The organism is Pleomorphomonas sp. T1.2MG-36 (genome assembly GCF_950100655.1).
Classification (GTDB): Bacteria; Pseudomonadota; Alphaproteobacteria; order Rhizobiales; family Pleomorphomonadaceae; genus Pleomorphomonas.
The window spans coordinates 188667-203201 of the sequence record NZ_CATNLY010000012.1; the positions used below are offsets into that span (position 1 = coordinate 188667).

Here is a 14535-nt window from a genome sequence, read left to right on the forward strand (position 1 = left end):
CCGGGATTTTTCCTGTCTTCTCCGATCCGGTTACGAATTTCGCCCAAAGTTCTACGTGCCACTACGTATCGAATACGTAGTTTGTACTAAGAAATCTGGAATAGCGTTGCGCGAGCGGTTTCCGGCGCGAGATTCGATACCGGAAACGCCCGGTTCGACAGCATTCAATCGATTACGATTCCCATACCGGGCAGCCTCCCGCACGGGTCAGGCGAGACGCGTCGTTCCATCGGGTGACGCGAGCTCGACGCGCCGGCCTATTCCAATGGCCTCCAGGAAGGCCTCGTCGTGGCTTACAACCAGAAGTGAGCCGTCATAGGCCCGAAGCCCCGCTTCCACGGTCTCGATCGACTCGACATCGAGATGGTTGGTCGGCTCGTCGAGAACGAGCAATTGCGGCGGGCGGGCACGGCCGAGGACGCAGGCGAGCCCTGCCCTCAGACGTTCTCCCCCCGACAGGCTGCCGACGGTTCGAAGCGCGGCATCGGCTCGGAACCTGAACCTGGCGAGACACGCCCGGCAGGCTTCCTCGCTGGCGCCGGGATCGAGGCGGCGATAGTTGTCGCGGATCGTTTCGGCTTCGTCGAGAAGCGAGACCCGCTGATCGAGAAAGGCGAAGTCGACGCGCCGATCGACGGTGCCCGAGAGCGGTGGCAGGCCGCCGGTGATCGCTCCCAGCAGCGTGGTCTTTCCGGAGCCGTTCGGTCCGGTGATCGCGACTCGCTCCGGCCCCCTGATGTCCAGCGACAGGTCGCGGACGAGCACCCTGTCGCCGTGACCGACCGAAACCCCGTCCAGCCTCAGCACCAGACGGTCGGCAACGAGGCCGGACGGCGGCAAGCTGACCGAAAAGGGAATGAGAACCTCCAGCTTGCCGCGAGCTTCGTCGACGGCCGAAGCGGCGGCGGCCATGCGGCGCTCGGCGAGCCTAGCGTCGGCGGCACGCGTTTCCTCGGCTTTGCGTTCGAGGCCGCCGGCGACGATCTTGGGCATGTCGCCCCTCGCCGCCTTTCGCGCCCCGACCCCGGCCCGTCGCGCCTGCTTTTCAGCCTGGGCCTGGGCCGACTGCCTCTCGCCGGCGAACCGCCTCTCGGCGTCGTCGAAGTCATGTCGGGCGGCGGCGAGTTCTATGGCCTTGCGCGCCCGGTAGGCGCTCCAGCCGCCGCCATAGCGGCTGGCGCCGAGCGACGTGAGCTCGACAATGGCATCCATGCTCTCCAGCAACTCGCGGTCGTGACTGACCACCACGGCGCCGCCGCGCCAGCCGGCGAGAAGCTCGATCACAGCCCGTCGCCCGTCGCGGTCGAGATTGTTGGTCGGTTCGTCGAGCAGCAACATGTCGGGCTCGTCGAACGTGAGCGCCGCCAAGGCCGCCCGCGTCATCTCGCCGCCCGACAGCGCGGCGAGCGGCTTGTCCGGCCGAATGCCGAGCCCCAGCCGCGAAAGCGACGCCTCCAAACGCGACGGCAGCGTCCAATCGGCCTCGGCCAGCTCCGCGAGGCTGGCCCTGCCCGCCTCGGCGCGATCGATCAGGGCCAGCCCGTCCGTCACGCCGAACAGATCGGCCACGGTCATGTCCGGAGGCGGCGCCACGATCTGGCGCAGCACGGCCACCCGGCCGGCGACGGACACCGCACCGGATCGCGGCGACAGCTCGGCAGAGACAAGGCGCAGAAGCGTCGACTTGCCCACGCCATTGCGCCCGACGAGGCCGGTGCGCTCGGCGCCAAAGGCGATGTTCAGATTGTCGAAAAGAAGACGGCCGTCAGGCGTAGAATAGCTGAGACCGGAAAGCGTGATGGAAGCGGGCATGAATGCGAGTCCTGATGGCAGGGAAAATAAGGTCTGCGATCAGGTTGTCATTCATTGCCGTCATTCCATCTGGTCCGGGCAGGGCCGCCCGAGCGCGGCGATATAGGCCCGTGGCCGCCGCCGCGCAAGTGGGCTTAACAAAATTCTAACGTACTGTCTCATCCGTCGGCTGCTATTCACCGCCCCGATCGAGTTGTCGCGCCAGTGCCTCGACGAACAGACGCGCCTTGGGCGGCACGAGCCGCGCGGACGGATAGACGGCCCAGATTCCAAGCGCCTCCGGCTCCGCGCCTTCGAGCGGAACCGGCACCAGGCGGCCGGAGGCAACATCGGCGGCGACGTTCCACTCCGAGAGCAACGCGAGACCAAGTCCCCGGAGACACGCCTCGTGGAGGGCCTCGATGGAGTTGCTCGCATAGCGCCCGGTCACCCGCACACGCCGGGTTCGGTCTCCGGCGGCGAAGGCCCAGTGCGTGGCGCCGGACAGCAGCAGGCACTGATGCCGTTCCAGGTCGGCGAGCCGGCTCGGCGTTCCGGCAAATTTGAGATAGGCCGGCGAAGCGTAGAGGTGGCGCGGGCTGTCGGCGAGACGGCGAGCGACCAACGAGCTATCGCGAAGAGGCGCGATGCGGATGGCGACGTCGACACCGGCCGCGACGATGTCGACGACAGTGTCGGTGAGCAGCAGATCGACGCGAAGATCGGGATTGGCGGCGAGAAAGGCCGGCAGCATGGCGCTCACCACCTTTCGCCCGAACGGTTCCGACGCAGTGACGCGCAGGAGACCGGCGACGCACGGCCCCGACGGCCTGACGGCGGCGCGGGCGTTGGTCGCATCCTCGATCATTGCCTCGGCATAGGGCAGAAAGGCTTCTCCCTCCGCCGTCAGCGCCAGCGCCCTCGTCGTCCGGTGAACGAGGCGAACGCCCAGCTCGCCCTCCAGGGCCGCGAGCCGGCGCGACGCCGCCATTGGCACCAGCCCCAGTTCACGGGCGGCGCCAGCCAAACTGCCGGCCCGGGTTGCCTCAACGAAAACGGAAATGGAATCAATGTCCATTATATCGGCATCCGTTATGCGGACTTAACTCTCTGCCGCACTATACGCGATATCGTTACGATTGGTAGTATGCCTCCATAATCGATATTCTCGACGAGCCGCCCAGCGGCATGGAGTTTCAGGTGACCAAGTCATCCACTGAAGGCACATCCGCCGCCCTCTCCCGCGGCCTTACGCTGGCAATGGCCGCTGCCGCCGGCCTCGCGGTCGCCAACATCTACTACAATCAGCCACTGCTCGGCGTGATGCAGAGCGATCTCGGCAGTCCGCTGACCGCCTACATTCCGACGGCCACCCAACTCGGGTACGCGGCTGGTCTTTTCCTGCTGGTGCCGCTCGGCGACATCCTGGAGCGGCGGGCGCTGATCGTCGCGCAGTTCCTCATGCTGGCGGTCTCGCTGGCGGCAACGGCGATGGCGCCGGGCGCCGCGCCCATGCTGGCCGCCTCCTTCGCCGTCGGACTCGCCGCCACGGTCGCGCAGCAGGTGGTGCCGCTCGCCGCCCATCTGGCGCCACCGGAGCGGCGAGGCGCGACAGTGGGAACGGTGATGGCGGGCTTGTTCGCCGGCATTCTTCTCAGCCGGACGGTGGCCGGCTTCGTCGGCGAGCACACCGGCTGGCGCACCATGTTCTGGCTCGGCGTTCCCGTCGCGCTCGGCGCCGCTGCCTGGATGGGGCTCCGTCTGCCGAGGAGCCACCCCGACAGCGGACTCGGATACGGCCGCCTGATGGTCTCGCTCGTCCACCTGTTCCGCGAGTTCGCCGCGTTGCGACTGGCGGCGGCTACCCAGGCGCTCTTATTCGCGGCTTTCTCGGCCTTCTGGACGGTTCTCGCACTCCGCCTCGAGGACCCGCGTTTCGGACTTGGCGCCGACGTCGCCGGTCTGTTCGGCATCGTCGGGCTCGTCGGCATTCTGGCAGCTCCACTGGCGGGGCACATCGCCGACCGGCGCGGACCTCATGGGGTCATTGCCCTCGGCGCCGCCCTGACGCTCGCGGCCTGGGCCATCTTCGGTCTCTGGCCGTCGATCATCGGTCTCGTCGTCGGGGTGATCGTCCTCGATTTTGCGGTCCAGAGCGCGCTGATCTCCAACCAGCACATCATCTATTCGCTCCGCCCGGAAGCGAGGGCGCGCATCAACACGCTGTTCATGGGACTGATGTTCCTGGGCGGCGCCGCCGGCTCGGCCCTGGCCGGAGCGGCCTGGCCGCATGGCGGCTGGCCAGCGGTGGCGGCGCTCGGCGCGGCGTTCGGGCTTCTCGCCACGCTGCTGCAGATCGCCAGCCTCGTCCGGCGGAGAGCCGGATGAGGCGGAGTTTCAAAGCCGGGCCACGCCGCGCCGACGCAGGAGATCGATGACCCGCTGGGGCGTCTTGAAACAGGGAATGCCAAGGCGCTGCTGTTCCATGATCAGCTCCAGCACCATGAATCGGCCTGGGGCATTGTCCGGCGGCTGTTGCAGACGGAACCCGCGCACCGCCGCCAGACCGACATAGGTCTTGCGGTAGGCATAGTGAGCGAAGAAACGCCGCCGCATCGGCGCATCGCGATCGACGATCACAAGCTCGCTTCCCGACAGCAGGATCAACAGACCGGTGGTGACGCGCCGACGGTTCTGGGCATTGCGGCAGGACTTGCCCGGCGCCTCGAAATGGATGGGCAGCATGAACTGGCCGCCGTGGCGTTCCTCGGCCAGCATGGCCTTGAAGAAGAAGTCCTCGAACTCCTCGGCCTCGTTGACCAGGGCCGGACCGAAGTCGTCCGGCGCCATGAGCTGCTGGCGAATGAACCCGACGACGCGGGTCATCATGTCGGTCGAAACGGAGTTGTAGGTCACAGTCAGCGCGTCGCCCTCTTTCAGCAAGAGAACGAACTCGGCGTGCAGAAGGTTGCTCACGGTCCGAACGGCAGCCACTTCGTCCCAGGCCAAATGCCGTCGAACAAACCCGTCCGCGCCGTCGGGGGCCGTCAGCAAGGTGATGCCGTCGCTATCCAGCGCAAAGGCGGCGCCGTAAAGGTCGGCACCGGGAAACGCGTCGCGCCGATCGATGGCGCGCGGGATCTTGATGAGATGGTCGGCGTGTCGCAGATCGTCGTAGGCAGAACGGAATCTGGGGGGCATCTCGGCGGCCGACCCGATCTGCAAAAGCCAGGGGCCAAACGCATCGTACTCCCGAAGGTCATCGGCATCGGCATCAAGCCGGCTCCAGGCCGGGCGCTGCGGCGAACGTCTTCTGAACGGTCCGAACACCATACTCTCCCTTCGCTGCCCACGGGCATGCGCCGTTCCGGCCCCGACGCCCTCGGAGGCGCCCCCCGGCTTCGCCTTGCTCCGGCGCCGATATCGAACCGACTAGCCGGTTAGCCTGCACCCAAACGCAGACAAGGCGTGGTCGTCGGCTTCCGCTTGCCGAACCTGTTCGATTCTACCACCAGGCGGCGGCACCCTTGAAGCGGCACTTTTGCCAAGCTCGCGAGAACGTCCCGCCCCCGACCGGCCGAACGATAGCCATCTCTGCCAACGTTTCAAATCCACAAATAGCCGTTCGAGCCAAAATCGGACGGGTTACACGGACGTCACGGAGGACCTCCCATCGCTCCGAATTGGCTTGAAAGCGCTTTAAATCGCGGCAACTGGGATGGGGAAATCCACTTTCCCTAAGTACAAACCCAAGGTGAGCTTGCATCCGACCCAGGAATGGGCCTAGACCTTTAGTCGTATCGTTTTCGTCGGCGTTTGCAAAGAATGCCGAGTTTTCAACGAACCCGTGACAGGAGACCGCCAGCCGTCCGAAACGACCCCTTGGACATAAGTCGATGTTGCGTCTATTGCTCAACACACTCTCTTGTGCTACCCCATGGAAACGCTTCCATAACATGTTTGCTCACATGCGCCCGACGATAAAGGACATAGCGGAGAGAGCTGGAGTCGGCCTCGGCACCGTCTCGCGGGTGCTGAATGACCATCCACGCGTATCCGAAACGACGCGCGCCAAAGTCATGGGGGCGGTACGCGACCTTAATTACGTTCCTAATCTGGCAGCGCGCGGCCTCTCCATGGGCAAGACGCAAAGCATCGCGGTCATTGCTCCTTTCTTTACGCGTTCGGTCTTCGTCGAACGTCTCCATGGCATCGAGGAAACGACTTCTGAAAACGGCTATGACGTCGTCATTTACAATGTCGACGCGGTCGAGAAGCGAGATCGCTATTTCCGGACGGTACCGGACCCGCGCCGGGTGGATGGCGTCATCGTCATTTCCCTGCCGCCGACGCTTCCGGATGTCGCGCGCTTCCAGCGCTCATCCGTTCCGGTTGTCTTCGTCGACGTCGGCAATCCGATTTGTGAGCCCTTTGATCGTATCGTTATCAACGACATTGCCGGGGGGCGGACCGCGACGCGCCACCTTATCGATCTCGGGCATCGCCGCATCGGCTACATCGGCGACATTCCTCAGGTCGGCTTCAACTTCACCGCCGGCGAGGACCGTTTCGAAGGATACCGGCGCGCGCTGATCGAGGCGGCCATCGGAATTCGTCCCGAATATCATCTCGACGGCCGCTTCGGCCGCGAGGTGGCGAGGGACCTCGCCATGCGGATGCTCAGCCTCACCGAACCGCCGACGGCGATCTTCGCCTCCAACGACACCCAGGCACTTGGCGTGCTGGAGGCGGCGCGCGATCTGGGACTGGACGTTCCCGGCGACCTGTCGGTGGTCGGCTACGACGACATCGAAATGGCTGATTTTGTGGGGCTGACGACCGTTCGCCAGCTTCTTTTCGAATCCGGGCGTCGCAGCGTCGAGGCCCTTCTCAGGCGAATTGAGGAGCCGGAGAAGGGGCCGACCTGCGACACGTTGCCCGTCGAGCTCATCGTGCGTCGGACAACTGCTCCGCCACGCTGATGACGCCGCCGCTTTCCGTCGAGGGGGAGGCGTCAAGATCGCGCGGGTTGCGCGATTGTTCTTTAGGAAGACCCGATTTGGGAGGTTTGGATGAAACTGAGATCACTTAACGCCTGTCTGATGGCGTCGGCTTTCGCCGCTTTCGCCGTCGTCTCGGCCGCTGCCGCCGCGGACAACGTCCCGCCGGAACTGGCCGATGCCTTCGCCGGCAAGTTCAAGGGCACGAAGGTCACCGCCTTCGGTCCCTTCACTGCTGGTGACGAAGTCCGCTTCAACGACACCATCAAGGCGTTCGAGGAAGCCACCGGCATCGACATTCAGTACGAAGGCTCGAAGCAGTTCGAAGCGACGATCGCCACGCGTTCGGACGCTGGCAATCCTCCGGATATCGCCGACTTCCCGCAGCCCGGTCTGCTCGCCAACTTCGCCAAGGCCGGCAAGCTGGTCGATCTCTCGGGCAACAAGGACTACTTCCTGCAGCAGTACATCCCGAGCTGGGTGGACATGGCGACCAAGCAGGGCAAGGATGGCAATCCTGGCATTTACGGCGTGTGGGAGCGCGTGAACGTCAAGAGCCTGGTCTGGTATCCGAAGAAGGCCTTCGACGCCGCCGGCTACAAGGTGCCGACGACGTGGGCGGAGCTCGAGGCCCTGCAGGACCAGATCGTTGCCGACGGCGACACGCCGTGGTGCGTGGGCATCGAGTCCGGCGCCGCCACGGGCTGGCCGGCGACCGACTGGCTCGAGGAGTTCATGCTCCGCACGACCTCGCTCGAGAACTACGATGCCTGGACCGAAGGCAAGCTGCCCTTCTCCTCGCCCGAGGTGAAGAAGGCCGCCGAGACCCTCGGCAAGATCTGGCTCGACGAGAAGTACGTCTACGGCGGCCGCAAGGGCATCGTGTCGACCAGCTTCGGCGACTCGCCGGTCAACATGTTCTCCGACCCGCCGAAGTGCTGGCTGCACAAGCAGGGCAACTTCATCACCGCCTTCTTCCCGGAGAAGGCCAAGGCCGGTGTTGACTACTCGTTCTTCTACCTGCCGGGTATCGATGAAGCCTATGGCAAGCCGGTTCTCGTCGGTGGCGACATCTGGGGCGCCTTCAACGACCGTCCGGAAGTCAAGGCCGTCATGCAGTACTTTGCGAAGGCCGAGCATCTGAAGTCCTGGCTCGCCGTCGGCGGCGCCATTGCCCCGCAGAAGGACGCCGATCTCGCCTGGTACCAGAACGAAGTCGACAAGGGCGTTGCCGCCATTCTGGCCGGCGCGACCGCCGTCCGCTTCGACGGTTCGGACCTGATGCCGGGTGAAGTCGGCGCCGGTTCGTTCTGGAAGCAGATGACCGCCTGGGTGTCTGGCACCGCCGACCTCGACACGGCCCTCAAGGACATCGACGCTTCTTGGCCGAAGAAGTAAGGCCTCGACTTAATCCGACTGTTCAACGAGGTTGACTTTCGGTTAAGACTGACGACAAGCGTGCCCCCGCTTTCAGCGAGTGGGGGCCGCGACCTGAAAAGGCGGGCCTGAACATGGCGATGCTTGCAGCAAGCGTCTTCCTCCAGACCGACCTTTCACGCGGGTCCACCGGGACGAAGCATCGCTTCCTGCCTGAACGGCTCCGGCTCGATGCCGGATGCATGGTGCGGATCCGCCGATCGGGTCGACATCGGACCGGGAAGGTCTGGTCGAAACGCCCGGTTTTTCAAACGCCGCTGGGCATAAGGACGAGCCGGCCATCACGGGGTCGCGCTCCGGGGGACAGATATGACGCTTCTCAATCCCGACGCGGATGACCACTCCGCCGAACTTGCGCGCGCCCGTCGACGGCGAAATCGCGCGATCCTCACTCTTCTGAGCGGCATCGTCGCGGCGCTCGTGCTGTTCGAGGGCTTCTTCGTTCTGCGCGACAGCCAGGCGCCGAAGCTGGTCACCGCGCTATTTGCCATGGTCTGGGGCGGCGGCGGCACGGCGATCCTCTACCTGATCGTCAATCAGCTGATCGAGTTCACCTCATCGAAGTGGCAGAAGCGCCTCACCCCGTTCCTGTTCGTCCTGCCGGCGATCGCCTTCGTGGTCTACTTCCTGGCGCTGCCGGCCATCCGGACCTTCATCGCCAGCCTGTACGACCGTGACGGTTCCAACTTCATCGGCCTCGCCAACTACATAACGGTGTTCACCGAACCGTTCATGCTGGTCACCTTCCGCAACAACGTGCTGTGGATCGTGTTCGGAGCGAGCTTCACCATCATCTTCGGCCTGCTCGTTGCCGCTCTGGCAGACCGCAGCAAGTTCGAGAATCTCGCCAAGGCCATCATCTTCATGCCGATGGCCATCTCTCTGGTCGGCGCCGGCGTCATCTGGAAGTTCATCTACGCCGTCCGCGATCCGAGCGACGTACAGATCGGCCTGCTCAATGCCATCGTCACCGCCCTCGGCGGCGAACCGCAGGCCTGGATCGCCATGCTGCAGCCCTGGAACAACCTGTTCCTGATCGTCATCGTCGTCTGGCTGCAAACCGGTTACGCCATGGTGCTGTTCTCGGCCGCCATCAAGTCCGTGCCGACCGACATCATCGAGGCCGCCCGCGTCGACGGCGCCGGCGAGCTCAAGATATTCTTCTCGATCATCATCCCTTCGATCATGGGCACCATCGTCACGGTGTCGGCCACCGTCATCATCTTCACGCTGAAGATCTTCGACGTGGTTCTCGTGATGACCGGCGGCCAGTACGGCACGGACGTGATCGCCACCCAGTTCTACAACCAGTATTTCGTCAACCGGAACTTCGGCCTCGGCTCGGCGATCGCAATCGTCCTGCTCCTGACCGTCATCCCGGTGATGGTCTACAACCTGCGCCAGTTCAACAAGAGGGAGACCCTGTGATGGCCAAGTCCAAGGGCAACCCCTTCCCCCGGGTGTTCGTCAACACCACGCTCATCGTCATCTGCCTTCTGTGGCTGATCCCGACGCTGGGTCTGTTTGTCTCCTCCTTCCGTCCGCGCGACGAGATCATGTCGTCGGGATGGTGGACGGTGATCCCGCATCGTGTCTGGGTTACCACCGAGACCTTCGTCCCCGATCCCTCGATCGACCGCAACGGCGTCATGACCTTCGAGGGCGCGACCGGCACCTTCGAGCAGCTCCGCCAGGGAGTTGAATCGGCCGACGGCAAGCGCGTCGTCTGGATCGGCAACAAGCGCGCCGGCACCATCCAGGTTCAGGAGAAGCAGTGGAGCGGCATGCCGCCCACGACGCTGCAGAACTACCACGACGTGCTGGCGGGCAAGGATGTGACCATCCAGGGCAACGCCGAGGAAGCCGCCCGCAAGGGCGAGGACATGTCCGACGCCTTCATCAACTCGATGGCCGTCACGTTCCCTGCCGTGGTCATTCCGATCCTGATGGCCGCCTTCGCCGCCTACGGCTTTGCCTGGATGAGGTTCCCCGGCCGCAAGCTGGTGTTCGCGCTGATGGTGGCGCTTCTGGTGGTGCCATTGCAGATCGCGCTGGTGCCGGTGCTCACCGACTACGTTCACCTGAAGCTCAACGGTACCTACATGTCGGTCTGGCTGGCCCACACCGGCTTCGGCCTGCCGCTCGCGGTGTTCCTGCTCTACAACTACATATCGACGTTGCCGCGCGAGATCATGGAGGCGGCGATCGTCGACGGCGCGTCGCATTTCAAGATCTTCTGGCGGCTGGTGTTGCCACTGTCGACACCCGCCCTCGCCTCCTTCGCCATCTTCCAGTTCCTCTGGGTCTGGAACGACTATCTGGTGGCGTTGATCTTCATCGGCAACGTGCCGGGCGTGCAGGTTCTGACCATGCGGCTTGCCGACATGGTGGGCTCGCGCGGCTCCGACTGGCATCTGCTCACCGCCGGCGGCTTCGTGTCGATGCTGCTGCCGTTGATCGTCTTCTTCTCACTCCAGCGCTACTTCGTCCGCGGCCTGACGGCCGGCTCGGTGAAGTGATCGGCTGAACACGGGATAGCAACCCCGCGCGTGCGGTTCCGGGAAGTCGGAACCCGCCGGGTCTAGGGAAACAAGGGAGTACCGCATGGCCAGCCTCACGATGCGCAACGTGCGCAAGAGCTTCGGACGGGTTGAGATCATCAAGGGGGTGGACCTCGACATTGCCGACGGCGAGTTCGTCGTCTTCGTCGGTCCGTCCGGTTGCGGCAAGTCGACGCTGCTCAGAATGGTCGCCGGTCTCGAGGAGATCACCTCCGGCGAGATCCTGATCGACGACAAGCTGTGCAATGACATCGCCCCCAAGGACCGCGGCATCGCCATGGTGTTCCAGTCCTACGCGCTCTATCCGCACAAGTCGGTCTACGCCAACATGGCCTTCGCGCTGGAGATCGCCGGCTTCTCCAAGACCGAGATCGCCGAGAAGGTCGACAAGGCCGCCAAGATCCTGCACATCGAGCATCTTCTGGACCGCAAGCCCGGCCAGCTGTCGGGCGGCCAGCGCCAGCGCGTCGCCATCGGCCGCGCCATCGTCCGCGAGCCGAAGATCTTCCTGTTCGACGAGCCGCTGTCCAACCTCGATGCCGCCCTGCGCGTTTCGACCCGCGCCGAGATCGCCAAGCTGCACGAGGACCTCGGCTCCACCATGGTCTACGTGACGCATGACCAGGTCGAGGCCATGACGCTGGCCGACAAGATCGTCGTGCTGGAGGCCGGCAACGTCCGGCAGGTGGGCGCGCCGCTCGAACTCTACCACCGGCCGCAGAACCTGTTCGTCGCCGGCTTCATCGGCTCGCCCAAGATGAACTTCCTGAAGGTGAAGTCCAGCGCGGTCGACGCCGATGGCATCACGGTTGCCGGCGACGGCGTTCCGACGCTCAAGGTGGCGGTGACCTCCACCGGCGCCAGCGTCGGCGAGGACCTGACGCTCGGCATTCGTCCCGAACACATCAAGCTCGGCACCGAGGGCGGCCTACCGGTCACCGTCACCTTCGTCGAGCGGCTGGGCCACCAGACCATCGTCCAGGCCCATCGCGGCGACGACGAGACGTCGCTGATCGCCGTGCTCGACGGCGACGTGCCGGTCAAGGCCGGCGAGCAGCGCCAGTTCGTCTTCTCCGGCACCGACTGCCACCTGTTCAACGCACAGGGCGTCGCCTACCCCCGCGGGTTCGTGCCTGAATGACAGAACCGACCGCCGCCACCGGCGACGGCCATTCCCATCAGATCACTTCCGGGCCGTCCCGGAAGTGATTTTCGTTTCTCCTCCGGGGCATCCGCCTTCGGGCCGGCTCGGCTCGAATCGGTCGAACGCCCCGCCCGAAGTCTGGAGCGACGCCTGCCGACCTGAGCCTTCGATCAGACCGGCGAACGCTCCCAGGAGGACAGCATCGTGAAGAACCAGGTCCAGCTCATCACCTATGTCGACCGGCTCACTGCCGGCGGCTTTTCCGACCTCAAGGCGCTGGTTGACGGTCCCCTCAAGGGCGTCGTCGGCGGCGTCCACCCCCTGCCCTTCTTTGACCCGATCGATGGCGCCGACGCCGGCTTCGACCCGAGCGACCACACCATGGTCGATCCGCGACTCGGCGACTGGAACGACGTTCGGGCGCTGTCGGCCTCCGTCGACATCATGGCCGACATGATCGTCAACCATGTCTCGGCCGACTCGCCGTCTTTCAAGGACTTCCTCGAAAAGGGTGACGCCTCCGACTTCGCCGACATGTTCCTGACCTTCGGCAAGGTGTTCCCCAACGGCGCCAGCGAGCAGGACCTCTTGGCCATCTATCGGCCACGTCCCGGCTTCCCCTTCAACAAGATGACCTTCGGCGACGGATCGAAGCGCCTCATCTGGACCACCTTCACGCCGAAGCAGATTGACATCGATGTCTTCTCCAAGCACGGCGCCGCCTATCTCGATGCCATCCTCGCCCGCTTCAAGGAGGGCGGCGTGACCGCCATCCGCCTCGACGCGGCGGGCTATGCCGTCAAGAAGCCGGGAACGAGTTCGTTCATGATCCCGGAGACTTATGCCTTCCTCGGCGAACTTGCCGACAAGGCCCGGGCGCTCGGCATGGAGGTGCTTGTCGAGATCCACAGCTACTACCGCGACCAGATCGAGATCGCCAAAAAGGTCGACCGGGTCTACGACTTCGCGCTGCCGCCGCTGGTGCTGCATGCGCTGTTCACGGGCGAAGCCGGCCCACTCGCCGAGTGGCTGAAGATCTCGCCGCGCAATGCCATCACCGTGCTCGACACCCATGATGGCATCGGCGTCATCGACGTCGGCGCGGCGACCGATGGCCGGGCAGGCTTGCTCGCGCCCGCCGCACTCGACGCGCTGGTGGAAACCATGCACGACCGATCCGGCGGCGAGAGCCGGCAGGCGACGGGCGCCGCCGCCTCCAACCTCGACCTCTACCAGGTCAACTGCACCTATTATGACGCCCTCGGAAAGCGCGATGGCGAGTATCTCATCGCCCGCGCGCTGCAGTTCTTTGCACCCGGCATTCCGCAGGTCTACTACATCGGCCTGTTGGGCGGGGTGAACGACATGGACCTCCTCCACCGCACCAAGGTCGGCCGCGACATCAATCGTCACTACTACACGCCGGAAGAGGTCGCCGCCGCCATCGACAAGCCGATGGTCGGCAAGCTGTTCGATCTCGCCCGCTTCCGCAACAGTCACCCGGCTTTTGACGGCGACTTCGCCGTGGAGCAGCCGTCGACCAGCCGGCTGGTGCTACGCTGGACGAAGGGGGACGACAGCGCCACGCTCGAGGTCGACTTCAAGACCATGGCCGCTACGATCAAGCACCAGGGTACCGGTGGAAGGGGCGAGTTCGTCGTCGGCTAAGCGCGACGGAGCCGAGAGGCGAGTTACATGTGCCGGGGTGGCTGCCAGCCATCCCGGATACGACGACGTCAGAACAGGATTGCACCGCGATCCGCGATCCGCGGTCTCAGGCCTCGGCGCCGCCGTCGTGCCCGCCGTTCATGCGGTTGAGGTAACGATAGATCGTCGTCTGGGAGCAGCCGAGCTTGTCCGCGACGTATTTGACGGCGCCCTTCATCATGAAAATGCCCTTGGCATTGAGAATCTCGACCAGCGCCAGCTTCTCGCGGTGGCTCAGCCGCTCGCCATTGGCTTCGCGAGACCGCAGCTCTTCATCGAGCACGTGATCGGTCAGTTCCGTGAGGGAGTTGGGAAAGCTCTCGCTGACCTCGGTCGGCGACGGGGCTGCCTGCACGGCGGCCGCCTCTTCATTGTAGGCGAAGTTGGTCTCGACGAAGATGTCGGGGTGGCGCAACTTCAGGATCCGGTCGCTAAGTTCGCGATAGCGACTGTCGTCGAAGTTGATGCACAACATGCCGACAAGGCGCCCCTCCTCGTCTTTCACGAAAAAGGTGGACGATCTGAGCAGCTTGGTACCGGCGACGCCGACATAGTTGAGACGATAGTCCTGCGTCTCGTAGGAATGGTTGACGATCGACTGCAAGGCTACCGAGGTGAGCGGAGCGCCGATGGTGCGGCCGCTGACATGGCCGTTGGCGATGGCGATGATAGACTTGTCGGCGTCGCCGAGGTCATGCAGCACCACTTCGTAATCCGGCCCGAGCACAGACCCAAGAAACTCCGTCAGTTTCATGTAGCGTTGGATCCAACTGCCCGGCATCCGCACGTCTCCCTGCCGGATTCCATCCGGCCTTGCCGCCAGACTTGCTGCGGTTGCATCGGTTTTGTCAATCCGGGCTCTCGGCCGGATTGAACGAGCCGAATCTTCGTACAT

At 64.5% G+C, this 14535-nt stretch carries 11 protein-coding genes; 7 read left to right on the forward strand and 4 right to left on the reverse strand.

Annotated elements, in window-relative coordinates:
* Positions 1-207 precede the first annotated feature (207 nt).
* Both QQZ18_RS07820 and QQZ18_RS07825 read right to left on the reverse strand, forming a co-directional pair.
* Positions 208-1812 (reverse strand): ABC-F family ATP-binding cassette domain-containing protein, encoded by a 1605-nt coding sequence (locus QQZ18_RS07820; RefSeq protein ID WP_284539779.1) that lies wholly within the window; start codon positions 1810-1812, stop codon positions 208-210.
* A 172-nt stretch (positions 1813-1984) separates the two neighbouring features.
* Entirely contained in the window at positions 1985-2869 is an 885-nt protein-coding gene (locus QQZ18_RS07825) for a LysR family transcriptional regulator (protein WP_284539782.1), read from the reverse strand.
* A 182-nt stretch (positions 2870-3051) separates the two neighbouring features.
* Between QQZ18_RS07825 and QQZ18_RS07830 the strand changes: the two genes are divergently transcribed.
* Positions 3052-4179 (forward strand): MFS transporter, encoded by a 1128-nt coding sequence (locus QQZ18_RS07830; RefSeq protein ID WP_284541011.1) that lies wholly within the window; start codon positions 3052-3054, stop codon positions 4177-4179.
* A gap of 9 nt (positions 4180-4188) precedes the next feature.
* On the opposite strand, the gene QQZ18_RS07835 is transcribed toward QQZ18_RS07830, so the two are convergent.
* A complete protein-coding gene (locus tag QQZ18_RS07835) occupies positions 4189-5124 on the reverse strand; it encodes a hypothetical protein (RefSeq protein WP_284539785.1) in 936 nt (311 codons plus the stop codon).
* A 566-nt stretch (positions 5125-5690) separates the two neighbouring features.
* Here QQZ18_RS07835 and QQZ18_RS07840 point away from each other — a divergent pair.
* The 6 genes from QQZ18_RS07840 (at position 5691) to gtfA (ending at position 13601) form a co-directional block, all read left to right on the forward strand.
* Positions 5691-6773 carry a LacI family DNA-binding transcriptional regulator gene (locus QQZ18_RS07840; RefSeq protein WP_284539787.1) on the forward strand — a complete coding sequence of 361 codons (1083 nt, stop codon included), beginning with the start codon at positions 5691-5693 and terminating at the stop codon, positions 6771-6773.
* A 90-nt stretch (positions 6774-6863) separates the two neighbouring features.
* Positions 6864-8189 carry an ABC transporter substrate-binding protein gene (locus tag QQZ18_RS07845; protein WP_284539789.1) on the forward strand — a complete coding sequence of 442 codons (1326 nt, stop codon included), beginning with the start codon at positions 6864-6866 and terminating at the stop codon, positions 8187-8189.
* A 348-nt stretch (positions 8190-8537) separates the two neighbouring features.
* Positions 8538-9656 (forward strand): carbohydrate ABC transporter permease, encoded by a 1119-nt coding sequence (locus tag QQZ18_RS07850; protein WP_284539791.1) that lies wholly within the window; start codon positions 8538-8540, stop codon positions 9654-9656.
* On the forward strand, positions 9656-10747 hold the full coding sequence (locus QQZ18_RS07855) for a carbohydrate ABC transporter permease (protein WP_284539793.1): 1092 nt from the start codon (positions 9656-9658) through the stop codon (positions 10745-10747). Before QQZ18_RS07850 ends, QQZ18_RS07855 begins: the two co-directional genes overlap by 1 nt.
* An 85-nt stretch (positions 10748-10832) precedes the next feature.
* Positions 10833-11930 carry an ABC transporter ATP-binding protein gene (locus QQZ18_RS07860; protein ID WP_284539795.1) on the forward strand — a complete coding sequence of 366 codons (1098 nt, stop codon included), beginning with the start codon at positions 10833-10835 and terminating at the stop codon, positions 11928-11930.
* A 207-nt stretch (positions 11931-12137) separates the two neighbouring features.
* Positions 12138-13601 carry a sucrose phosphorylase gene (gene gtfA, locus QQZ18_RS07865; protein WP_284539798.1) on the forward strand — a complete coding sequence of 488 codons (1464 nt, stop codon included), beginning with the start codon at positions 12138-12140 and terminating at the stop codon, positions 13599-13601.
* A gap of 106 nt (positions 13602-13707) precedes the next feature.
* On the opposite strand, the gene QQZ18_RS07870 is transcribed toward gtfA, so the two are convergent.
* Complete coding sequence (locus tag QQZ18_RS07870; protein ID WP_284539800.1) at positions 13708-14421, reverse strand: helix-turn-helix transcriptional regulator; 714 nt, start codon at positions 14419-14421, stop codon at positions 13708-13710.
* Positions 14422-14535: the final 114 nt, after the last annotated feature.